At 47.4% G+C, this 23208-nt stretch carries 24 protein-coding genes; 11 read left to right on the forward strand and 13 right to left on the reverse strand.

Features of this window, described 5'->3' with window-relative positions:
- Nucleotides 1–2 precede the first annotated feature (2 nt).
- Entirely contained in the window at nt 3–758 is a 756-nt protein-coding gene (locus CLV82_RS03865) for an SDR family NAD(P)-dependent oxidoreductase (protein WP_133642968.1), read from the forward strand.
- Nucleotides 755–1891, forward strand: a complete 1137-nt coding sequence (locus CLV82_RS03870) for an ATP-binding protein (RefSeq protein WP_133642969.1) — start codon at nt 755–757, stop codon at nt 1889–1891. Before CLV82_RS03865 ends, CLV82_RS03870 begins: the two co-directional genes overlap by 4 nt.
- On the opposite strand, the gene CLV82_RS03875 is transcribed toward CLV82_RS03870, so the two are convergent.
- Both CLV82_RS03875 and CLV82_RS03880 read right to left on the reverse strand, forming a co-directional pair.
- A complete protein-coding gene (locus CLV82_RS03875) occupies nt 1888–3834 on the reverse strand; it encodes an alpha-amylase family glycosyl hydrolase (RefSeq protein ID WP_133642970.1) in 1947 nt (648 codons plus the stop codon). The two genes, CLV82_RS03870 and CLV82_RS03875, sit on opposite strands and share 4 nt — an antisense overlap.
- A gap of 1 nt (nt 3835) precedes the next feature.
- Nucleotides 3836–4780, reverse strand: a complete 945-nt coding sequence (locus CLV82_RS03880; protein ID WP_133642971.1) for a carbohydrate kinase family protein — start codon at nt 4778–4780, stop codon at nt 3836–3838.
- A gap of 188 nt (nt 4781–4968) precedes the next feature.
- On the opposite strand from CLV82_RS03880, the gene CLV82_RS03885 reads away from it, so the two are divergent.
- Together CLV82_RS03885 and CLV82_RS03890 are read left to right on the forward strand one after the other, a co-directional pair.
- Nucleotides 4969–5694, forward strand: a complete 726-nt coding sequence (locus tag CLV82_RS03885) for a metallophosphoesterase family protein (protein ID WP_133642972.1) — start codon at nt 4969–4971, stop codon at nt 5692–5694.
- Between the two features lie 68 nt (nt 5695–5762).
- Entirely contained in the window at nt 5763–6758 is a 996-nt protein-coding gene (locus tag CLV82_RS03890; protein ID WP_133642973.1) for an acyl-ACP desaturase, read from the forward strand.
- On the opposite strand, the gene CLV82_RS03895 is transcribed toward CLV82_RS03890, so the two are convergent.
- From CLV82_RS03895 to CLV82_RS03915, 5 genes are all read right to left on the reverse strand, one after another.
- On the reverse strand, nt 6753–7277 hold the full coding sequence (locus CLV82_RS03895) for a hypothetical protein (protein ID WP_133642974.1): 525 nt from the start codon (nt 7275–7277) through the stop codon (nt 6753–6755). The genes CLV82_RS03890 and CLV82_RS03895 overlap by 6 nt on opposite strands.
- Before the next feature lie 152 nt (nt 7278–7429).
- Nucleotides 7430–8983: an L-piperidine-6-carboxylate dehydrogenase gene (amaB, locus tag CLV82_RS03900; RefSeq protein ID WP_133642975.1), complete on the reverse strand. Its 1554-nt coding sequence runs from the start codon at nt 8981–8983 to the stop codon at nt 7430–7432.
- Between the two features lie 144 nt (nt 8984–9127).
- Entirely contained in the window at nt 9128–9667 is a 540-nt protein-coding gene (locus CLV82_RS03905; protein WP_133642976.1) for a 3-hydroxyanthranilate 3,4-dioxygenase, read from the reverse strand.
- A gap of 112 nt (nt 9668–9779) precedes the next feature.
- A complete protein-coding gene (locus CLV82_RS03910) occupies nt 9780–10292 on the reverse strand; it encodes a CAP domain-containing protein (protein WP_133642977.1) in 513 nt (170 codons plus the stop codon).
- 249 nt (nt 10293–10541) lie between these two features.
- Entirely contained in the window at nt 10542–11063 is a 522-nt protein-coding gene (locus CLV82_RS03915; protein WP_133642978.1) for a CvpA family protein, read from the reverse strand.
- 106 nt (nt 11064–11169) lie between these two features.
- On the opposite strand from CLV82_RS03915, the gene CLV82_RS03920 reads away from it, so the two are divergent.
- Nucleotides 11170–11526, forward strand: a complete 357-nt coding sequence (locus CLV82_RS03920) for a hypothetical protein (protein ID WP_133642979.1) — start codon at nt 11170–11172, stop codon at nt 11524–11526.
- A 33-nt stretch (nt 11527–11559) separates the two neighbouring features.
- On the opposite strand, the gene CLV82_RS03925 is transcribed toward CLV82_RS03920, so the two are convergent.
- Complete coding sequence (locus CLV82_RS03925) at nt 11560–12561, reverse strand: NAD(P)H-dependent glycerol-3-phosphate dehydrogenase (RefSeq protein WP_133642980.1); 1002 nt, start codon at nt 12559–12561, stop codon at nt 11560–11562.
- Nucleotides 12562–12690: 129 nt separating this feature from the next.
- Here CLV82_RS03925 and CLV82_RS03930 point away from each other — a divergent pair, with 129 nt between their 5' ends.
- From CLV82_RS03930 to CLV82_RS03940, 3 genes are all read left to right on the forward strand, one after another.
- Entirely contained in the window at nt 12691–13620 is a 930-nt protein-coding gene (locus CLV82_RS03930; RefSeq protein WP_133642981.1) for a nicotinic acid mononucleotide adenyltransferase, read from the forward strand.
- A gap of 145 nt (nt 13621–13765) precedes the next feature.
- On the forward strand, nt 13766–14734 hold the full coding sequence (locus CLV82_RS03935; RefSeq protein WP_133642982.1) for a phytanoyl-CoA dioxygenase family protein: 969 nt from the start codon (nt 13766–13768) through the stop codon (nt 14732–14734).
- A gap of 82 nt (nt 14735–14816) precedes the next feature.
- Nucleotides 14817–16346 carry a SulP family inorganic anion transporter gene (locus CLV82_RS03940; RefSeq protein ID WP_133642983.1) on the forward strand — a complete coding sequence of 510 codons (1530 nt, stop codon included), beginning with the start codon at nt 14817–14819 and terminating at the stop codon, nt 16344–16346.
- A 48-nt stretch (nt 16347–16394) separates the two neighbouring features.
- Here the strand turns inward: CLV82_RS03940 and CLV82_RS03945 are convergent, their stop codons facing one another.
- The 4 genes from CLV82_RS03945 to CLV82_RS03960 all read right to left on the reverse strand — a co-directional run bounded on the left by CLV82_RS03945 (nt 16395) and on the right by CLV82_RS03960 (nt 20914).
- Complete coding sequence (locus CLV82_RS03945) at nt 16395–17099, reverse strand: SIMPL domain-containing protein (protein ID WP_243744136.1); 705 nt, start codon at nt 17097–17099, stop codon at nt 16395–16397.
- A gap of 81 nt (nt 17100–17180) precedes the next feature.
- Nucleotides 17181–18914, reverse strand: a complete 1734-nt coding sequence (locus CLV82_RS03950) for a glycoside hydrolase family 13 protein (RefSeq protein WP_133642984.1) — start codon at nt 18912–18914, stop codon at nt 17181–17183.
- A gap of 83 nt (nt 18915–18997) precedes the next feature.
- Nucleotides 18998–20314 (reverse strand): aspartate aminotransferase family protein, encoded by a 1317-nt coding sequence (locus CLV82_RS03955; RefSeq protein WP_133642985.1) that lies wholly within the window; start codon nt 20312–20314, stop codon nt 18998–19000.
- A 135-nt stretch (nt 20315–20449) separates the two neighbouring features.
- Nucleotides 20450–20914 carry a hypothetical protein gene (locus CLV82_RS03960; protein ID WP_133642986.1) on the reverse strand — a complete coding sequence of 155 codons (465 nt, stop codon included), beginning with the start codon at nt 20912–20914 and terminating at the stop codon, nt 20450–20452.
- A 429-nt stretch (nt 20915–21343) separates the two neighbouring features.
- On the opposite strand from CLV82_RS03960, the gene CLV82_RS03965 reads away from it, so the two are divergent.
- The 3 genes from CLV82_RS03965 to CLV82_RS03975 are packed head-to-tail and all read left to right on the forward strand — an operon-like array spanning nt 21344 to nt 22555.
- Nucleotides 21344–21988, forward strand: coding sequence for a peroxiredoxin (locus CLV82_RS03965; protein ID WP_133642987.1), 645 nt, complete (start codon nt 21344–21346; stop codon nt 21986–21988).
- 11 nt (nt 21989–21999) lie between these two features.
- Nucleotides 22000–22314 (forward strand): thioredoxin family protein, encoded by a 315-nt coding sequence (locus CLV82_RS03970; protein ID WP_133642988.1) that lies wholly within the window; start codon nt 22000–22002, stop codon nt 22312–22314.
- A complete protein-coding gene (locus CLV82_RS03975; protein ID WP_133642989.1) occupies nt 22295–22555 on the forward strand; it encodes a DUF6952 family protein in 261 nt (86 codons plus the stop codon). The genes CLV82_RS03970 and CLV82_RS03975 overlap by 20 nt, the downstream gene beginning before the upstream one ends.
- A gap of 49 nt (nt 22556–22604) precedes the next feature.
- On the opposite strand, the gene CLV82_RS03980 is transcribed toward CLV82_RS03975, so the two are convergent.
- Complete coding sequence (locus CLV82_RS03980; protein ID WP_133642990.1) at nt 22605–23207, reverse strand: MarC family protein; 603 nt, start codon at nt 23205–23207, stop codon at nt 22605–22607.
- Nucleotide 23208 lies beyond the last annotated feature (1 nt).

Here is a 23208-nt window from a genome sequence, read left to right on the forward strand (position 1 = left end):
TTATGAAGAAAACAGCATTAATTACCGGCGCAAGCAGTGGAATAGGAAAAGCGACAGCTGAAAAATTTGCCAGAGAAGGGTTACGACTGATACTTTGCGGCCGCCGGCAGGACCGGCTGGATGAGCTTTCCGCGGAACTGGGTAAAAATACCGAGGTTCACTGCCTGAATTTTGATGTCCGGGACAAGGAAGCGGTATTCCTCGCCATCGGAAGTCTTCCGCCCGAATTTTCAAGGATCGATATCCTGGTGAACAATGCCGGGAATGCTCACGGGCTGGATCCCATCGCAGAAGGCAGCCTGGAAGATTGGGATGCGATGCTTGATATCAACGTCAAAGGATTACTCTATGTGACTAAAGCAGTACTGCCCCAGATGACAGAGCGGAAAGCAGGTCATATTCTACACATAGGTTCCACTGCCGGGAAAGAAGTCTACCCCAATGGCAATGTTTATTGTGCCAGTAAACACGCTGTGGATGCGATCAACCAGGGGATGCGGATGGATCTCAATGCCTATGGTATCCGGGTCGGGGCGATAAACCCCGGCCTGGTGGAAACTGAGTTCAGCAAGGTGCGCTTTAAAGGAGATGAAGAAAGAGCCGGGAAAGTGTACCAGGGATACCAGCCCCTGCTGCCGGAAGATATTGCAGACATTCTTTATTTCGCGGTCAGCCGACCGCCGCATGTGAATATCGCGGACCTGGTCGTAATGCCCACGGCCCAGGCCAGCAGCACACAAGTGAAGAAAGATCTATGATCAATAAACGCCTTCTTGTTAAAAACCTGCTCGCCCATAATGACGAGAACAGTTTCTACGACAAGAAACGATTCATCAATATTGGGGAACGGGAAGGGAAGGCAAAATTCCTGAAGCATGTTTGTGCATTGGCGAATTCTAACCCAAATAATAATTCTTTCATAGTTATTGGTGTAGAGGACGAGGACAACAAAATAGTGGGAGTCGATTTTTTTGACGACAGTAAGATCCAGAACCTGGTCAATGCCTATCTTGATAATCCCCCGCGGATCGCCTATGAGAACATCCCGTTTCCGCATCTGCCCGAAGGTAAGGTTGTTGGGCTTGTCACCATCCGGTCTAACGGGAAGGTGTGTTCCCTGCGTAAGAACATCTGGAAGTATTACGGGGGCGCGGTATTCTTCAGGGAAGGAAGTATCAGCCTGCCAAAGGCCTACGGGATAGAATTGCACGACATTAATTCTGAAGCGGTTGCCACCATAGAGCTTCATGCCAGGAACAATATTGAACTTACCCTGGACGGGGTCATAGATTTTCTTAACCACAGGCACAAAGACCTGCAGAGTAGTTACAAGGTCTTTAAAGAGCAATTTGTCGTCTGCTGGGCAGGACACCAGAAAAGGGCCAATGGGCAGGTCTACTATTCCCGGGTAGACATAGAACTGATCAATGAACAGGTTAAATTATTTTATTCTGCCCTGGATGAGATAAGCATCAGCTATGACGAGGATTCCTTTGGGATCGTCGAGTATGTCCAGTTAGGGCTTGGAAACCAGCAAAAATATTATCCCCTGGAGAAAGTGGATATACTGTTCCAGGAGAACGGGATGTACCAGATCCAGAGCGAACTAATCTTTGATCCTCCTCAATATGACCGGAAGACCTTGCACCACATCTATAATGCCAACAAGGCGCTTATTCGCAAACTGGAGAAAGGGATTCCACTGAAGCCTTCAGAAAAAATAGACCTTACCCATCTCCCAGCTACATTCCTGATCTGTTATCTCAATGGTTTTGAAGAAGCCCGTGAACAACTGGAATCGGCCAGGGATATACTGAAAAGGTATGATGCAGACGTTTATCTCTCCCTGAAAGAATCCCTGCGGGTACTGCGCAAAATGAAATACAGTTAGTCCTTAACAATCCATAACTGCCCGTAGGCAGGCAGGGGAAGTAAGCCGCTGCTGAGTTCCACCCGGGAGCCACTGATAAGATCCTTAAAACCGGAGTTCTGTCCATAACCCAGGGAATGTACCCAACCGGCATCAATGACCTGCTCTGCTTCATCAAAATTACAGATTACCAGCAAGCCTTTCTCTCCGGGGCCGGTTCTTTCATAGGCCAGGATATGGGGATTGCCGGTGTTGTGCAACTGCAGGTTGTTGCGGTCTGCCAGGACCGGCAGTTCTTTTCGCAAGGAAATCAAATGTTTCAGGCGGTAGAAAATTTCAGCAGTCTCATTTTTACTATCGCCCAGTTCCGCGATCGTTTCCCAGTTCTGCCTGGGCCTGTTCAGCCAGCGGGTATCTTCTTTCTTATCCGGTATCTGAAGGAAGGAGTAATCGTTCAGGGTGCCTATCTCGTCTCCTGCATAGATCATCGGGATGCCTCCAAAGCTCAGGATGATCCCGTGAAGCAGTAATATCTTGGCAATAGCATGTGACTTCATTTCTTCGTCTTGCAATTCCAGTGCTTTCTCCAATCCTAAGAGGGAAGCTGTAGAACCAGTAATACGACCATCACCATTCTTCGGGTTGTACATGAACATCATCCCTTTTGCAGGGGACCAATGCAGTCTCTGGCAATAGTATTCCAGGAGAAACCTCCTGTGGCTTTGTGCATTCCAGCCCAATTCTTCGATCAACTGGTCATCATAGCCCAGGCCGATATCGTCATGACAGCGGACGTAGTTGATCCAGGTGGCACTATCCGGTTTTTCAGGGACAGATCTCAGGCTTTTGTAAAGCAGGTTGGTCTTTTTGGTAGCGACAGAATTCCATAACAATGCCATCAGGCTGGCATTATAGGCAACATCACATTCGTTCCCTTCAAGGATGCCGTTCCCGAAATACTTGGTGATATCCTTGGGAGCAACAATGGCTTCGGCAAGTATAATAACCCCCGGCGCAAGCACTTGCATACATAACCTGAAGAGGGAGATAAGCATATGCGCTTCAGGAAGATTCTGTGAACTGGTGCCCAGCTTTTTCCAAAGGAAGGCAAGGGCATCAAACCGAACGACATCCACCCCGTAGTTTATCTTTTCCAGCAAAATGCTGATCATTTCAATAAACACCTCGGGGTTCGCGTAGTTCAGGTCCCACTGGTATTTATTAAAGACCGTCATCACCCAGTGTTGCATTTCCGGATTATAAGTAAAATTGCCGGGAGAAGTTTCGGGGAAAACCTCAGGCATAGTTCTTTCAAACTGGTCGGGGATATCCCGGTCCGGGTAAGTGTAGTAATAATCCCTGTACCTGCTGTCTCCCTGTTTTGCTTTTTGTGCCCAGCTGAATTCGTCCGATGTATGGTTCACTACGAAATCCAGCATAAGGTACATTCCCCTTTTCCGCATCTCCTTGGTGAGACGTAGTAAGTCTTTCTTGCTGCCCAGGCGTTTCTCGATCTCTGTATAACTGTTTACTGCGTACCCGCCATCGTTTTCTCCTGCCGGTCTCGTCGTCAGGGGCATCAGGTGAAGAAAATTTACCCCCAGTTCCTCAAAATAAGGTAAGCGGCTGATCAGTCCGGGCAGGTTGTCGCTGAAATGATCTACGTAAAGCTGCATTCCTACCAGCTGTTCAGACTGGTACCAGTGATCATTCCTCCCATAGGTGCGTTCCAGGTCAAGTGCCCTGAGTTCTTTTGGCCGCTTGGAAAAGAGCAGGGGTAAACGGTTTACAAGCTTATCAAACATGCCGGGATGTTCATCCTCAGGGTAAAGCGAAGAGAAAAGGTGTTTGATGATGCTGAGGTTTGCTGCCAGCCTCAGCCTGAAAAGTTCTTCACTCCGGGCGGGTGTAATCTGTTTTTCTTCGTACTCAGCCAGGAGCCGGTGTATGGCGGTCTGATTCATATCAACTTTGTAGTTGTCGCTGGGTTGGGAGCGATTCTATGGCCCCGAAATTAGTTGTTGTGATGGCCCCGGCCTTATTTGCAATCGCTACCATATCCTGCAATAGCCGGGCGTCCCGGAAGAGAGGTTCGCGCGAATCCACGGTAGAGATCTGCCACAGCAGGCAGCCGATAAAAGCATCGCCTGCACCGGTAGTATCCACCGGGGTGACCGGGATGCTGGGGACGGTAAATGTACCGCTGGGGGCACTGACATATGTACCATCTTTTCCGAGGGTAATGGTGATGATCCTGGTGCCCAATTTGTGCAATTCTTTACAGGCCTCATCAAGGTCTTCTTTTCCCGAGAGGAGCCTTGCTTCCTCCAGGCTGAATTTACAGAGGTGGGATTTTTCTATATAAGGCAGGCATTTACGTATAAATTCCTTGTCCCTGTTTTTCCACAGGTCTGCCCGGTGGTTGGGATCAAAACTGATAAAAGCATCCTGGGTCAGGGCATCAAAGAAATAATGCCCATAGGATTTTTCCAGGGTGCCCCCGAGCAAGGCGGTAGCGGCTCCCAGGTGTACCATATTATTCTTAAAAAGGGATTTAATCGCAGGGTTATAAACAAGTTCCCGGTCTGCGCCCCTGCTGAAAACAAAATCTCTTTCACCGTCCTCTGCAATAGAGACGAACGCCAGCGTAGTAAAGGTTTCGCTTCTTTCCATAAAGCTGAGATCTACCTCATGGGTTTCCAGGATATGCTGTAAAAAAGTTCCGAACGGGTCAGACCCCACACTGCCTATAAAACTGCTGCGGCCTCCCAGTTTGGCGATCGCACAGGCCACGTTTGCCGGTGCTCCACCGGCTTTTTTTGTGAAATCACTGGCTTTAGCAAGGTCGTTTCCCTGGTGCTCTGCAACGAAATCGATCAGGGCTTCACCAATACAGAATACCTTTTTCATTTTTAAGAAGGCTTAAGGATATAAAGTAAGCAGAAAATATAAGGTACTCCAAATTATTAAGGGTAAATGCCATTCAAAAATTGTCTCAATCGATAGAGTTTCTGGTGGATTGTGCTCTTACCGGTAATTCCCTAGCTTTTTAAAAACAGAAATATGGTAATCCACTTAGGAATTCCGATTTTTGTGATATGAGAAATTTAGTTATCGGTGATATCCATGGCGGATTAAGAGCACTGGAACAAGTGCTTGAACGGGCAGAAGTTACCCCCGAGGATAAGTTAATATTTTTAGGAGATTATGTAGATGGTTGGAGTCATGCGGTGGAGACCGTGAATTACCTGATGGAATTGAATACAACCCACGACTGTGTCCTTCTCCGGGGAAACCACGATGCCCTTTGTGCAGATTGGTTGCGGACAGGAAAGGAAAATCCTCTCTGGGAGCAACACGGGGGAAAGGCGACCATGGATTCTTACCATAAATGGGGAAAGGATATACAAGCGCAACACCTGGTATTCTACGAGCAATTAGAAGACTATTTCCTTAAAGAAAATGAATACCTCTTTTTGCATGCAGGGTTTACAAACCTTAAAGGGGTTACCCACGAATACCAGAACTTCAATTTTTACTGGGACCGTACCTTGTGGGAGATGGCAATGGCACTGAACCCCTCGTTAGACAGGGATGACCCCGGTTACCCTCCCAGGCTAAAGAATTATAAGGAGATCTACATCGGCCATACCCCGGTCACAAGGATTGGCAAGACAACGCCCCAGCAGGCGGGGAATGTTTGGAACATAGATACAGGAGCGGCCTTTAAGGGACCGTTGACCATCCTGGATATAGCGACCAAAGAATTTTGGCAGAGCGACCCGGTACATACCCTGTACCCTGAGGAGAGCGGCAGGAACTAAAGATTGGTATATTTTTATGATGGATTCAGTATATTATATGCGAACTTTGTAAAATATAAGCGGATAAAATGGCTACGAAGAATATACGACTAGAAGTAATGCAGGCTATTGAGCCTAAGGTGCAGGATTATATGGACTCTTTCCTGATTCCTGTCGAAGATATATGGCAACCTTCGGATTTTTTACCGGATCCGCAGGGGGATAAGTTTCTTGATGAGGTAGAACAACTGCGTGAAGAATCTAAAGAACTGGGCTATGATTTCTGGGTGACCATGGTAGCGGATACTATCACCGAGGAGGCCTTACCTACCTACGAATCCTGGTTGATGGATGTGGAGGGAATTAACCAACATGCAGAAGAGGAGACAGGATGGGCCAAATGGGTCAGGGCCTGGACCGCGGAAGAAAATCGTCATGGCGACGTGCTGAACAAATACCTTTACTTATCCGGGCGTGTAAATATGCGCGAGATGGAAGTATCCACACAACACTTGCTGGCCGATGGCTTTGACATTGGTACAGACAGGGATCCTTACAAGAATTTTGTCTACACCAGTTTCCAGGAACTGGCCACCAACATTTCTCATAAAAGGGTGGGCCAGATGGCTAAGAAGAAAGGAAATGCCCTGCTGGGGAAAATGTGTACCATTATTGCAGGGGACGAAATGCGTCACCACCTGGCTTACCGCGAATTTGTGAAGACGATACTGGAGCATGACCCCAACGGGATGATCATGGCTTTTGCCCATATGATGAAAATGAAGATCGTAATGCCCGCTCATTTCCTAAGAGAATCTGGGGGCACCATAGGAACGGCCTTTGAAAACTTTTCAAATTGTGCCCAGCGATTAGGAGTTTATACGTCCCAGGATTATATAGAGATCCTTCAGAAACTGAATACCTACTGGGATATTGAAAATCTCAGGAGCCTTAATGACGAAGCGGAGAAGGCGAGGGATTACCTGGTTAAATTGCCGGCACGACTGGAACGAATCGCGGAGCGAATGAAATTCCCCGAAGATCAGTACCAATTTAAATGGGTAGAAGCTAACGGGACACTATAGCTTACCGTGCTTGTGTTCTACCTGCCACCTGTGCAGCGCCTTCCAGTCTCCCTGGTAGGCCATTCTTGCCTGCATTGGCCAGGAAGAAGGGTCGTGGATCTTATACCGGTCTCCTCCTGAACCAAGGACTTCGTAACACCTGTCTACTGTAACCTCAGAGAGGTCCTTCCAGGTTTTGATATCAAAATTATGGAAGAGTCCTTCTATCTTGGGGCCTATTCCTTCGACGAGTTTAAGATCGTTTTCTTTGACCCGTTTTCCAAAAACAGCCTTGGCGGCAGCGGCATCAAAACCGATCTCTTCTGTCGGGGCTTCACTGCCGAGCCTGGCCACCTCCTGGCGACAGGCATCAAGTTCTGACTGGAGGCCCTTGTTTCTCGTTTCAAGCGATGTATAGACTTCAGGGTCAATACCACTTTTCTTATTCCCTTTGCCCAGGTAGAAACCTACAGCGACGCCCGTGATCCCCACCAGGACCAGCAGGGCCCAGTGCAGCAAGCCTAAAGATTCAATTTCCATAATCGGTTGGTTTTGTGTTTGTTCTACAATGTATTAAAAATAAATAATACATGTAAGGACAGAAGGTTATACCGGTTGCCGGCACTACGTGCAGGGCATTAAAAAACCCCGGCGGATGCCAGGGTTTAAATTTAATAGGAACGAACTTTTAATTACAGCTCAAATTTGATTCCCTGTGCCAGGGGTAGTTCTGTGGTGTAATTAATGGTATTTGTCTGCCGCCTCATGTAAATTTTCCAGGCATCAGAACCGGATTCTCTTCCTCCGCCGGTTTCTTTTTCACCACCGAATGCGCCTCCGATCTCTGCCCCGGAAGTTCCGATATTCACATTGGCAATACCACAGTCGCTTCCTGCCACCGATAGGAAAGCCTCGGCCTCCCTGAGGTTATTGGTCATAATGGCCGAAGACAGGCCTTGAACAACCCCGTTCTGCATTGCGATTGCGTTCTCAACATTCCCGGAATATTTCATCAGGTAAAGGATAGGAGCAAAGGTCTCTTCCTGTACGATCTCAAAATCGTTTTTAGCTTCGGCGATTGCGGGCTTTACATAGCATCCGCTTTCATAACCTTCTCCGGAAAGCACTCCGCCTTCCACAATGATCTTCCCGCCTTCTTTCTCCACTTTTTCCAGCGCTGCCTGGTACTTGGATACGGCATCTTTATCGATAAGCGGTCCTACGTGGTTGTTCTCATCCAGCGGGTTCCCGATCCTCAGTTGCTTATAGGCGTCTACTACAGCCTGCTTCACCTTGTCATAAACAGAATCGTGTACGATCAGTCTCCTGGTAGACGTACAACGCTGCCCCGCGGTTCCGACCGCCCCGAATACCGCACCAATTACGGTCATTTTAATATCTGCATCCGGAGTGACAATAATAGCGTTATTTCCACCCAGCTCTAAAAGAGACTTACCAAGCCTGGCCGCCACAGCCTGGGCTACGATCTTACCCATCCGGATAGAACCTGTAGCAGAAACCAGGGGGATTCTTTTATCATGGGTCATGAATTCACCTACTTTATAATCCCCGTTGATGAGACAGGAGATGCCTTCCGGTAATCCGTTTTCTTTAAAAACTTCGGCCACAATATTCTGGCAGGCAATCCCGCATAATGGAGTCTTTTCGGAAGGTTTCCAAACACAGACATCGCCGCAAACCCACGCCAGGGCCGTGTTCCAGGACCAGACTGCTACCGGGAAATTAAATGCAGAAATAACCCCGACAATGCCCAACGGGTGATACTGCTCGTACATACGGTGCCCCGGTCTTTCAGAATGCATGGTAAGCCCGTGCAGTTGACGTGATAGCCCGACGGCGAAATCACAGATATCGATCATTTCCTGGACCTCTCCAAGACCTTCCTGGTATGATTTACCCATTTCGTAAGAGACCAGTTTCCCCAGGGGCTCTTTCAGTTCCCTGAGTCTTTCTGCGATCTGACGCACAATTTCGCCACGAAGAGGAGCAGGCTTTTTCCTCCAGCTCTGGAAAGCTTCGGAAGCTGTCTGTACAACCTTTTCATAATCTTCTTTTGTAGTCGATTTGACTTTCGCGATCAAGGCGCCGTCAACCGGGGAATAAGAAGAGATGAGTTCCCCGGAGGAAAAGTTTTCTGAACCGGTAGAACTCCCTTCGTTAATTTCGAGAATGCCCAGTTTTTCCAGGGCAGATTGTATTCCTGTTGCTTCTGCTATTTGTGACATTTTGTAACTTTTTTAGAATATTTGTGAGATTCTCACAAAGCTACAAAACTTAAGGTGTTTATAAAGAAGTGGACCCTAGAACTTTGAAGTGTTTTTTTAAGGTTTGATACAGAGGGTAATAGCCATCGCGCCCCGGCCTGCCGGCTATTTTTCCGCCAGAAAACGTTCGTCCGCTTCCATTACGGTTCCGCAATTATCACAAGTGCGCAATTCCCGAGAGCTATAGAAATGCTCAAAATGCCTCAGGAAGTCCTTCTCAATATCTTCCAGGGAAAAATAAGCTTCGTATAGTTTATGGTTGCAGTTATCACAAAACCACATTAACCCGTCATCCACTTGCATGCCTGCTCGCTTCCGCTCCACGACAAGACCGATAGATCCTTCATGGCGCACCGGTGAATGGGGTATTTTGCCCGGATGCAGGTAGATATCCCCCGGGCCAAGTTTCATGGTTTTTTTCTTTCCGTCAACCTGGACGTGAATTTCAATGGTTCCCTCCAGTTGGTAGAAAAGCTCCTCGGTCTCGTTATAATGGTAGTCTTTCCGGGCATTAGGACCAGCAACGATCATCACGATATAGTCACCGGCATCCTTGTACAGGTTCCTGTTGCCGACAGGTGGCTTCAGGCTTTCGCGGTTTTCCTCTATCCACTCTCCGAGATTAAAAGGGGGGGTAATACTCATTTCTATCTGTTTTGAAACTGCCGGTAGTTCCCGGTTCAGCCCAGGGAATTACCATCCCGCCTAAGAGGGATACAGCATTTAAAAATAAGCATTCCTTACTTTATACGGGCTATTAACGATAGAAGAGTTGGGTGAAATAGAACTTGCCATTCTTGTCTACCTTCACACTGATTGCAGTGTGGGTGTAATTCCCTTCTATGGACCTGCGGTGATCCGGGCTGCCCAACCAGTGTTCAAAAGCTTCCTGGGCGGTGTCATAGTGGCGAGCCACATTTTCGGCAACCTGTTTTACTTTTACCTTGGTAGAAATCTTATAGGCCCTTTCCTGGAATTTATCATGGCTCAGTTTTCCTTTACTGATCATATAATCTGTATGCTTGTTGGCCTCTTCGTAGGCAGCAGGACTAAAACTAAGCGTATTGGAGTTCATAGCTAACCTATGCTCATTGGTGAGTTCCAGTATTGCTTTTTCAATATCAACCTGGTTATCGGCTCCGGCCTCTGCCTCGATAGAACCTATTTCATATGCACTATCGTCCTGGAAGTTGATAACAGTCTCTTTACTACAAGAGGTATTCAGTAGAACCGTAAAAGCTATCGCGAGTGGAAGTAGATATTTTTTCATGGGGAAAACTTTTGGTTAACGTTCTTTTTAATTTGGGGGAATCACGAACATTATTGTCTGCTGATTCTGTAACCAAAACTAGGCGCGGGCAGCCTGATGTAAGAAAAGGAGGTATTTTTTTCGATTAGCGACCCAATTTGACCGAGGTATTGCATCTTGTGTGCCGTACATCTATATTTTATGCACCTTTCCCGATGAACGGTTATGGGATAAAAAGCACTTAAAATCGGTGAAATGCGTTTACTTTTCCTACAAGAACTGTAACTCTTTCTCTGTTTCCGGTTCCGTGATCTCAGGGATCACTTTCTCGAATACAAGGGCGCCGATGTCGCGAAGTGGTGCGTATAGGACCGAAGTTGAGGGCTCAGTACCCTGGTAGAATTTGATAGAAGTATTGGCTCTTTCCAGGAAAAGTAACAGGGTGCCCAGCATCACGGCAATTTTAAGGGTGCCAAAAACAGCTCCCGCCAATTTATTCAACCAACCCATTAAGGCGAAATCCACAATTTTGGTCAGCAGCCTGGCAAGCAGGTTTACAACCAGGACGATAAGGATAAACGTTATGATGAAGGCGATGAGGTTCATATACTGCTGATCCCAGGACATATGTTCTTCCAGGTATTGCCCGGTGATGTAAGAGAAGCGGATAGCACCATAGAGCCCTGCGATCAGGGCAACCAAAGTGGCCACCTCAATGATCAGCCCGTTCCTGAGGCCTTTATAAAGCCCCCAGAGCAGTAGTAATCCCAATACGATATCAAGAAATGACATGCCGGTGTTTGCGCAAATATAGTACTTAGATTTGTACCTTTGGGCCCGTTAACAATACAGTATGCTAACCCTTTCGGGGAAGGTGCTTTAAATAAGATCACGGATAATGGTAAGAGATCAACAACTGAAGGAGCGCTGGGAGTTACTGGTCGAAAAACTTTCTGCACAGTTCTCTGACGGGGATCCCCTGGAGCTGGATGCGATCATTTATCTAGTAGGAGTCCAGGAATTAGGACAGATTCACCGGAAGTTTAAGAAGGACGAGAAGATCAACCTGATGCATATAGCTATATGCAGGTTGCTGGAGCCCTATGGGTATTACGAGTTTGATTTTTACGATGATGAAGGATGGCCGCACTACAAGGTAAAGGAAATGCTGCCGGTACTTAAATCTGGGGAGCAGTCTGTCCTGATGAAAGAAGCCATTGTTCAATACTTCGTTGAAAAAGAATATATACAGTAATGTGTCCCGGTAATTTAATCCGGGTGGTCGGGGTTAGTCCAGTTTTTCAGTCAGCTTCTGGAACACTTTCTTTGCATTGCCTCCTTCGTAAAGTACCTCGTATACAGCATCAATGATCGGGGTCTTGACCCGCTTCTTCATATCTGCTTTCAGTTTTTTAACTCCCTTGGTGGCATAATATCCTTCGGCTACCATTTTCATTTCCATCATGGCACTCTTCACCGTGTAGCCTTTGCCCAGCATATTCCCGAACATGCGATTCCGGCTGAAGGTTGAATACCCGGTTACCAGGAGGTCTCCCAGGTAAGCTGAATCATTTATGTTCCTGTCTATCTTGTAGATCCGCTTGGTGAACCGCTTCATCTCGCGGATGGCATTACTCATCAGTACGCTCTGGAAGTTGTCGCCATACCCCAGGCCATGGGCGATCCCGGCAGCGATCGCATATATGTTCTTAAGCATCGCCGCGTATTCGGTTCCCAGGATATCTTTAGATACTTTGGTCCTGATATAATCGCTTTGTAAGCGTTTAGCCATATACTTGGCTTTTTCTTCGTCTGCACAAGCAATAGTGAGATAGGATAAACGCTCAAGGGCCACTTCTTCCGCATGGCAGGGCCCGGTGATCACCCCTATATTCCGGAAGGGGATATCATAGGTCTCGTGAATATGCTCCCCGACAATTTTCCCGGTTTCCGGAACTATCCCTTTAATGGCCGAGAAGATGATCTTATCCTTCATGGAAACGGTTAGTTGCTCCAGCTCTGAAACAAGGAAGGCCGACGGAATAGCAAAGATCACGATATCAGCTGCTGCAACGGCTTCATTCATGTCGCTGGTCAGGACCAGTTGTTCTGTATGAAATTCAACAGAGCTGAGGTAATTGGGATTGTGTTTGTTTTTCCTGATATAGGCTACAGTTTCCGGACTTCTTACGTACCAGTAGATCTTATCCAGGTTTTCCGAAAGCATTTTAACGATAGCGGTGGCCCAGCTGCCACCACCAATCACCGCAAAATTCAAATTCTTATCCATAGAGCAGTATCTGTGTATACAGGATGAGCGGCAAAAGTACTTAAAATAGTGCGAAAACCTTATAGTTCATGCCGGTGCAAACAATGAGTTTGGCACGAAGCTTGTTTCTGTGCTTGTAAATTAAAGAGTATGAGAACGATACAACTACTTGCAGTGATACTCCTGGTCGGTTTTACTACTTCCTGTACCCGGGAAGTGTTGGTACAGGACAATTATATTGAGGCTTCTGCCCTAAATACCCGGCAGGTGCTGGAGTCCTATGACCTTTGGTACGTGGATATCACCGCCACCCAGGGCAACGGATCTGTTCCATTCCTGGACAGGGCCTTTACGGTGACTTTTGACAGGGGAGTGCTCATGGCCAACAATAACCTGGTCGGGATCGGAAAGACAGGGGGAGGTCTTGGGATAGACGTGGGGAATTATGCTACCCTCAGGGGCATTGTAGAGATCGCTCACGATGTGGACGGGAGCTGGTTACTGGAGGTGTTTGCCGTAAACGGTAATACCATAGAGCTGTACAGCGCAGCCACCGACACCTCGTACTTCCTGAAAGGATACCAGCGGGCGGCCTTTGATTATGACGGCCTGTTTCTTGACAATATCCGGTATTTTTTACAGGAATACGATGCTTGGGAAAAAGTATATACAAGCCAGCAGGGTGCATTTAACGAATTTGATGAGGAAAATTACCTGCAATTCCTCTCGGGCGGGCAAGGTGATTTTTTCAGGTCTTCAGTCGATGGCCCAGGTCTTGAACCGGGAGAAATAATCTGGGATTATGAAGGAGATTACGGGGTGTTCAATATACCCGGAGATCCCGGGCTCAAAACCCTAACCCTGGATTATGATTATATGGGAGAAGACTATTTTGAACTGTACGTCATTAACGACCAGACCATAGAGTTGTATCATCCGGAAAGTGGCACGGTTTATGAGTTCAGGGGAAGAGGTTTCGTGCAGTACCTGAAAAGCACATCCCCGGATCCGGGTAAAAAACGCAGCAGGGAGAAATTGCCGGAGATGAAAGTAGAACGCAAAAGACCTGTAAAAGAATAGTATAAAAGTTTGTTTTGTTTGTTTAGTTGGTTAGTTAGTTAGGGATCGCCCCGGCCGTTTTGGTCGGGGTGATTCTTTTTATACATGGCAGGGGCGAGGGTAAAAAATTTGTATCTTAAATGTCCTATCCGCATACATTTACCTAATGAAAAACACCAATCCAGACCTGGCAAATAAGGCGCATAAGGATATACCCGGTAACCCTTCCACCGCTACCAGCAGTAGACTGAAGCTGAATGACAGGAGGAATGGAGAAGGACTGAGGGTACTCAGCGAGGAAGATTGGGCATTCTGGAAGGAAAATGGATATATCGTGGTGAAGAATGCCGTCCCCAGGGAGCAGGCAGCACACACCGCGAGGTTCCTGTGGGAATTTGAGGAGAAAGACCCTGAAGATGTTAATACCTGGTATACGCCTCCCCGTGCGGAAATGCGCATGAAGGAACTCGCTGGTACAGGCATGGTAGAGGTTTACAACCACCAGCTGCTGTGGAACAACCGGCAGGTAAAGAAAGTCTATGATGCCTTTGTGGATGTGTGGGGCACCGGGAAGCTATGGGTGACCATAGACCGGGCTAACCTGAATTTTCCGAACAGGCCGGGGTATGAACAAAAAGGATTTATTCATTGGGATTATGACCCGGAAACAAAACCCCAGAATGTACAGGGGGTACTTGCCCTGGCGGACCAATTGGATGAAGAGATGGGAGGTTTCCAGTGTATTCCCTGGCTGTACAGGAATTACGATGATTGGAAAAGAACCCAGCCGGAAGACCGGGATCATTTTAAGCCGGATATTACTGGCCTGGAAGATAAGCTGGTCAAAGTGACCATGGAAGCAGGGGACCTGCTGATCTTCAACAGCCTTCTGCCCCACGGGATAAGGCCCAATAAATCGGAGAATAAGGTCCGGATTGCACAATATATTTCGATGATGCCTGCAGAGGAGGAAAATGCGGCCATGAGAGATTGGAGAGTACATTCCTGGAAAAACAGGGTGGCTCCCCAGGGCTATGCATTTCCCGGGGATCCTAGGAATTGGGAACAGGAGAAATACGAAACTGCTAAATTATCTCCTTTGGGAGAGCGATTGCTAGGTCTAAAGCCCTGGTAAGTTATCAAATTATCAAAAGCGTACTGAGCTCATGTTATACGGGGAATTAGCCTTACTTTTGCCCCCTTAATTTCTACAGGGCATGAAGAAGTATCTCAATTTGTTCGATTTTTCGCAAGAAGTAAACTACAGGACTGAAATATTATCAGGACTTACGGTGGCCCTTGCATTGGTCCCGGAAGCTATTGCATTTGCACTGATCGCGGGGCTTAACCCGCTGACCGGTCTGTACGCGGCTTTTGTGATGGGACTGGTTACCTCTATCCTCGGTGGGCGTCCCGGAATGATCTCCGGTGCTACCGGAGCCATAGCAGTGGTAATTGTCTCCCTTGCCATGTCTCACGGTGTGGAATACGTCTTTGCCACGGTGATCCTGGCCGGGTTAATACAGATGACCGCCGGTTTTCTGCGGCTAGGTAAACTGATGCGGCTGGTGCCCCAGCCCGTGATCTTCGGTTTTGTAAACGGGCTTGCGATCATCATTTTCATGTCCCAGTTGGTGCAATTTAAATCAGCCGACGGCAGTTGGCTTACAGGGACCACCCTGTATATTTTCCTGGGGCTTGTCTTACTGACCATGTTGGTGATCTGGGGGCTTCCTAAACTCACCAAGGTTTTCCCGGCCTCCCTCGCAGCTATCCTGATCGTATTCGGGATCGTACTAGCCTTCGGGATCGATACACGTTCTATCGGTGATATTGCCTCCATTCGCGGAGGATTCCCTCCTTTCCATATCCCGGAGATCCCTTTTGAATGGGAGACACTGCAGATCATTTTCCCTTATGCCGCCATTGTCGCCGGGGTAGGGTTGATAGAAAGCTTACTGACCCTAAATATTGTTGACGAGATAACCGAAACCCGTGGACGTGGCAACAAGGAAGCCGTCGCCCAGGGTACTGCAAATATTCTTTCCGGGTTTTTCTCCGGGATGGGTGGTTGTGCCATGATCGGTCAAAGCCTGATCAACACCTCTAACGGGGCAAGAGCCCGGTTATCGGGGATTGTCGCCTCAGTTATGCTGTTGATGTTCGTGATGTTCGGAGCAGATTTTATAGAAATGGTTCCCATGGCGGCTCTTACCGGGCTGATGATCATGGTTTCATTGGGGACTTTTGAGTGGGCCAGCCTGCGTACTTTCAGGAGGATGCCTAAATCAGATGTACTGGTGATGATCCTGGTGACCCTTGTTACTGTATTCCTGCATAATCTTGCCCTCGCCGTTCTGGTCGGGGTGATCATCTCTGCGCTTGTATTTGCCTGGGATAATGCCAAGCGAATCCGGGCGAGGAAAAGGATCGATGAGAATGGGGTGAAGCACTACGAGATCTATGGCCCTCTGTTCTTTGGAAGTACCACCTTGTTTAACGAGAAGTTTGATGTGGCAAACGACCCTGACGAGGTGATCATTGATTTCGCAGAAAGCAGGATCGTTGATATGTCTGCTATCGAAGCACTGAACAAGATCACGGAACGCTATTCTAAAATGGGTAAAAAGGTTCATTTAAAACACCTCAGCCAGGATTGCAGGAGGCTGCTGGCCAATGCGGATGCGCTGATCGAGGTTAATGTCCTGGAGGATCCGACCTATAAGGTGGCAGTAGACCGATTATAATAAAAAACGCCTGTGAATCCACAGGCGTTTATTTTTTAAGGTGTTTGTTTACTGGATCATAAATTTGACGTTAACCATGGCCTGGACGTTTACCTTGTTAAAAGGAACGTCGATAGGTTCAGAGGAATCGCTTTTTGCCATTTCCATCATCATCCTGGGCCCACCCTGGTAAGGGGTATATTCTGTGCTGAGATCAGAAATATAGATGGCCTTGCCAACAGTCTGACCCAGCGGCTCAACCATAGCCCGGGCCTGTTCTTTCGCCTTTCTAACAGCCTTGCTCCTCATGGTCACTTTCAGGTCGGCCAGGTTAGAAACCTCTGCACCCCTGAACGATATATTTGAGATGCCGGCACCTTCCAGGGCTTTGATCGCTTTCCCGGCCATCAGGGCATCATATACCACCAGGGTGAACGCCTTGCTCTTCTGTACATCTGTACTTCTCAGAAAGTAATCCTTGAAATTACTGGATAGATCTGCCAGCATCAGCTGTTCCTTAATATCAATACCGATCTTCTGCAATTCGGCAGCCATCTTTTGCTCCAGCTTTTCCACTGAGGTGCGACCTTTGGAATCCGACTCCTGCAAAACTATGCCCAGGTAGATCCGGTCCGGGACGACCAGGGTATCGACCCTGGAATTAGTCTCCAAGTAAGGTTGATCTATAAAATTCTTTTCCTGGGCGTTTCCCGTAACAGGAATTAAAAAAAGGGCTCCCAGGGCGAAAGCCATACTCAATAAATGCTTTTTCATAGTTCAGTAAATTTAGTGTAAAACTAAATCCAAAAAGCGTGCCAGCAGTTCTGCCTTAAATTTAATATATGCTATATCCTGTCAGTCACGGATATTGAATACCAATGCCTGGTAAGGTTTAAGCAGTACCGTGGATGCAGACCTGTCCAGCTCGGGATAGTTATTACTCATAAGTTGAGGAGAATCACCCAGGGGTAATATGGCCGTAGCGGGCTTATCAGAAAAATTCAGGACCACAAGTACCTGTTGTTCCCCCAGGCTGCGGGTGTAGGCGTATAATTGTTCGTCTCCCGGGAGAAGTAAACTGTAAGCCCCGTATACGAACACCGGGTTGTCTCTCCGAAGTTGCACCATCTTCCTGAAATAATTCAGGCAGCTGTTGGGATCTTTTTGTTCCACAGCCACGTTTACCGTTTTATAGTTTTCGTTGACCGGCAGCCAGGGATCCCCGGTGGTAAACCCGGCGTGGGCTGTAGTGTCCCATTGCATGGGGGTTCTCCCGTTATCCCGGGATAAGAATTTTAATTCGGCCATATAAGCATCCAGGTCTGCACCTTGTGTCTTTGCTTTTTCATAACCATTGATCGCCGCTATATCCCTGTACTGGGAAATACTGTCAAAACCGATGTTGGTCATCCCCAGTTCGTCCCCGTAATAGCAGTAAGGAGTGCCCCTCATAGTCAGAATAAACGTATTCAGCATCTTTGAGGAGACTGCCCTGAAGGCCGAACTGTCGTTGCCGAACTTAGAAACCATCCTGGGTACGTCATGGTTCGCCAGGAAGATAGAGAGCCAGCCTTTTTTTGCAAAAGCACTATCCCATTTGGTATAGACTTCTTTGAATTCTGATAGTTTATATCCCTCCAGGCTGTTCCCTACATCCATGCCTTCAAAATGATATGCCATCTGCAGTTCTTTCCGGTCTGCGTCAACAAGGGAATGTGCGTCTTCAAAGGTACTGCCGGCACCTTCAGAAACGGCAAATACATTATACTTGCTCAGCACCTCCTCGTTCATTTCTTTCAGGTATTTGTGAATGTTGGGCTGCATTCCATAATACTTGATGACATTCTTTTCAAAGCCCTCGGGTAGTTCCGGCCAGGTGGTGTCTTTGCTGGCATACTGGAAAGCGTCCAGGCGAAAACCATCAACTCCCTTTTCTGCCCAGAATTTCATGATGTCGTAGACTTCCTGTCTCACCTTGGGGTTTTCCCAATTGAGATCCGGTTGTTTCTGAGCGAAATAATGCAGGTAGTATGCATCGGTAAGGGAGTCGTATTTCCAAGCATCACCCTTGGGGTCAAACAGGCTGTAGCGGTAAGGAGGTTTACCTTTTTCGGCCGGCCACCAATGGTAGTAATCCCGGTAAGGGTTATCCCTGGAGCTTCGTGATTGCTTAAACCATTCGTGTTCATCACTGCTGTGATTCACGACCACGTCCATGACAAACTTGATCCCCCTGTCATGAAGTCCCTTGAGCATGTGATCAAAATCATCCATGTCACCAAAGTCTTCCATAATGCCCCGGTAATCGCTGATATCATAACCATTATCTGCATTCGGGGAACTGTAAATTGGGTTCATCCAGACCATATTGACACCCAGGCTTTCTATATAGTCCAATTTTTCTATAACACCTTTGAGATCACCGATGCCATCCCCGTCAGAGTCTTTAAAACTCCGGGGGTAGATCTGGTAAATGATCCCTTCTTTCCACCAGGCTCTTCCTGTAATAGAATCCTCTTTCTTCTTGACATTATCCGCACAACCCAGGATCAGCAGGAGGAGAGAAAAGAATAGCACTATTTTTTTCATAATGGTTCTTTGAAAGGTTTGTACTGATAGTACCCGTATCCGAAGATAACCAATCCTTTTAAAGGTAACACGTTTGGGACAAACTAGGTGGAGGAATTGTCCAATGCCCGGGCGATAGAGGTGTCCATGATAGAAATACCGAGGTCGATTTCATCCCTGCTTACATTCAGGGGTGGGGCAATACGGAATACACCTCCCATTCCCTTAACCCGTACGATGTTCATGCTGAGCCCGTTTTGCAAACAGTACTCGGATATGCTGTGTCCCAGGTCCGGATCGGGTTCCCTGGTTTCCCGGTCCTTGACGATCTCTACTCCCAAAAGCAGCCCACGGCCACGGATATCGCCTATGCATTCGTACTTCTGCTGTAACTGTTTTAATTGTTGCAGCAGGTAAGCTCCCTGCTCGGCAGCGCGTTCCGCCATTTTTTCTTCCAGTAATACTGCGATCATTGCCAGGCCTACATGGGCGGGCAGGGGATCGGAAATGTGAGAAGTAATATTCAGGAAACCTTTACGATAACAGTCTTCTTCTATTGCTTTGCTCGTTATGGTGGAAGCGAGAGGAATACCCCCTCCCAGGGTTTTGGAAAGAGTAAGGAAATCCGGCACTATTCCGTCTCTTTCAAAGGCGAAGTTCAGCCCTAGTCTTCCAAATGCGGTCTGTGCTTCATCCAGGATTAGTAACAAACCGCGTTCTTCACAGCGAAGTTTGAGTTTCCTCAGGTAATCCGTAGGGAGATCTATTATTCCTGCTGCACTCAATACCGGTTCAGCGATAAAGGCCGCATACGCCCCTACAGACTGCCGGTCTGCCAGCGCCATGCCTGCCTCAAGACATGTATGGTCACAGGTGTCCCGACAATGCGAGATCGGGCAACGATAGGCATAGGGAGCAGGGATAGCAAGACTCCCGGGCATAGCAGGACCATACCCCCGCCGGGTGTAGGAATAGGTACTGCCCTGGGCCCCAGAGGTCATCCCGTGCCAGGAACCAACAAAGCCAATAACTTCGAATCCCCCGGTGGTCAGTTTTGCCATCCGAAGGGCTACTTCATTTGATTCGGACCCGGTATTGATAAACAAACATTTATCCAGACCTTCGGGTAAAAGATCTGCCAGTTTCCTGCTTAATTCCACTACGGCCGGGGAAAGCATGGTACTGAGCAAGTGGATAGATTGTTGTCCTGCCTCTGCCATGGCCTTTAGGATGGCGGGATGGTTATGACCGAAAACAGAACACATTTGCCCCGAGGTAAAATCGAGGATCTTTTTGCCATCGGTGGTGTAAAGATATGATCCATCAGCCCTGGCGATCATCAGGGGGGAGAAATCCCCGCAATACCGGATCAGGCTGTCCTCAGCTTCTTTCAGCCATGCCGGTTTCTCAGTTTTTTCCATCTCTAAAAGGCTAGTTACAATTCTGATCCTTTCGTTTAGGCCGCATTATAGGGAGAGGTCAGATTTTATACTCATCTCAATGCGGAGATAAACCGGGGAACCTTATTTAAAGATAGAAAATATTGAGTGAGATATTTAATAAAAATAGCGGGTGTTCAGGAGCTTTAATGTTTTTATTCCGCTGATCCCCAGGAGGGACAGTAATACTCCCTGACTGATGGTGAGCAGGTTGTGTAAGTTGCCCGACCAGTCTTCGCCGGACATGATATCGGTTTGCCCAACTGCTTGTACAGCATCTTTAAGAATAGTTGTAAGTCCACAGATCAATGTCATCATCAGGATAGTAGCTGCGATAAAAACCAGGTTTACCACTGTGATCCTGAAATTGTTGTAGACCATTCTTCCTAAATAGATAACAAAGAAAGATAGGACCACTATAGCTATATGCGCATAGAAAGAGGGAAAGTCGTAATAGGTATCATAGAGATTGAAGGCGGTATGAGAATTTGCCTTAAGACTCTCTGTTCCCAGCAGAAGTATTCCCAGGCCAATGCCTCCGGACAGTGTACCCAGCAGGTAGTACCATTCCTTTTTTTTCATTGGGTATAAGTTTAATTAACAATGATTCAATTCCATGCCGGGAGAACCTGAATTCCCGGGTGGGAAGACAGTCGGGTTAAACGGCAAACGATCTCGGTCCGAGAGCGTATCATTGTCCAATTCGTAAGATAAGGGTGTTTTAAATGTAAGAAAAATATTATTTATTTTCAAGCCAGTCTTACGGATTGGAAAAATATACCTTCAAGAGGGGATACAAAATTCCCGCAGATCCGGACAAAGCCGGGATTTCTGTAAGGGGCTGTAATTTTTGCATTTTTGAATCTTATTTTTTACGCTGTAAGCGACCGGGAGCCGGGCAGATCAAGAGAATAGTCTTTGCCTATGACGTATAGAAAAACTCGCTTTTATAATACGATAACTACTTCGTATTTTTGCACCCTCAAATAAGAACCTTTAAAATATAATACTATGGCCTTTACAGGTAAAAAATTCCCAAATATTACAGTACCCGCGATGAACGAAATGGGTGATACTATTCACCTGAATGTTTTCGAGGAAGCGGTTAAGAACAAGAAGAAAGTATTGCTTTTCTGGTACCCTAAAGATTTCACCTTTGTATGCCCTACCGAGCTGCATGCATTCCAGGATGCCATGAAAGAATTTGAAAAACGCAACACCATGGTTATCGGTGCTTCCTGCGATACTCCTGAAGTACATTTTGCGTGGTTGAATACCCCGAAAGACGAAGGGGGAATAGAAGGTGTTACGTATAACATCCTGGCCGATACGAACAGGAATTTGTCTTCTGCCCTTGGTATCCTTGATGCAGAATACAAAGGCTATGACGAGGAGCTGGGAGTAGACCTCCTGAAGGGTGATAACGTTACTTACAGGGCTACCTACCTTATCGACGAGGAAGGAACTGTATTCCATGAAGGGATCAACCATATGCCGCTTGGAAGGAACGTGAACGAATTCTTACGTTTGGTAGATGCTTACGAGCACGTACAGAAGCACGGCGAAGTATGCCCTGCTAACTGGGAAGAAGGAAAAGATGCCATGAAGGCAGACAGGGAAGGGGTTGCCTCTTACCTGAAGCATTCTTTAAACTAAAACACAGTACTATGTACACGGAAATAACTGAAGACAATTTAGCGACCACTGTCCAGGAGAATGAAACCGTTTTGGTTCAGTACTCTGCCGGGTGGTGTGGTAATTGCAGGGTGATGAAGCCCAAGTTCAAGAGGTTTGCTTCGGAAAACGAAGGTATTCCTTTTGTAATGGTCGATGCAGAGAAGTTTCCGGAATCACGGCAGCTGGCCAAGGTGGATAACCTGCCGACATTTGCTGCATTCAGGAATGGAAAGCTGGTAGACCAGGTGCAGACCAATAAAGTAGATTCCTTAAAAGAATTTATCGATGCGGTTACCCATAATTAAACACCTGAACCAATTTATAGAGGAGAACGACCAGGATTACGCCATCGAGGCGCTGGAACTCCTGGAGCACCTGACTGAAAGCCGTGCCATCAAGGACGAAGAACTGGATGTGATCGGGGAACTGATCTCCAATATAGCCGGTTCTTTAGAAGTTCGCGAAATGATGAAAAAAGAAGGCCTTTCAGAAAAGGAAGCCCTGAACGCTTTCATGAAAAGGGTTACAGGAGCAATTGATCAGTAAAGGTTGCTATAATTAAGAAGTGAGAACCCCGGGGAGACCCGGGGTTTTTTTATGCCTGGAACAGCACCTTAAAGCCATCTATAAGCATTTGTACAGCCACCATTACCAGGAGCATCCCCATCAACCGTTCTACGGCGAGAAGTCCCCGTTCTTTCAGGAATCTCAGGAGGATAGGGGCGGCGAGGAGTATGACCGCAGACATTCCCCATGCCAGCAGCACCGCGAAGAACCAGTTGGTCATTTTGGCCGGGCCGCTCTGGGTCATCAGGATAAGCATGGCCAGGACAGATGGCCCGGCGATCATTGGAATGGCGATGGGTACCAGGAAGGGTTCCCCTCCCGGCTGGTGCCCCATTATACCTTCGGGTTTGGGAAAGATCATTCGCAGCCCTATGATCAGCAGTATCAATCCCCCGGAAATGGTTACTGCTTCCTGCTGCAGGTGCAGGAACCGGAGCAGGGGTTTCCCGAGGAACAGGAATACCAGGAGGATGCCCAATGCCATGAGCAATTCCCGGGCGATAATGATGCGTTGTCTTTTCGGGGGGATCCCTTTCAGTACTGAAAGAACCAGGGGTATATTCCCCAGGGGATCCATCAACAGGAATAACAATACTGCCGCTGACCAGATAGAGCCTCCTAATTCGTCCATA

The sequence above is a fragment of the Zeaxanthinibacter enoshimensis genome (assembly GCF_004362865.1).
GTDB classification, from domain to species: Bacteria; Bacteroidota; Bacteroidia; order Flavobacteriales; family Flavobacteriaceae; genus Zeaxanthinibacter; species Zeaxanthinibacter enoshimensis.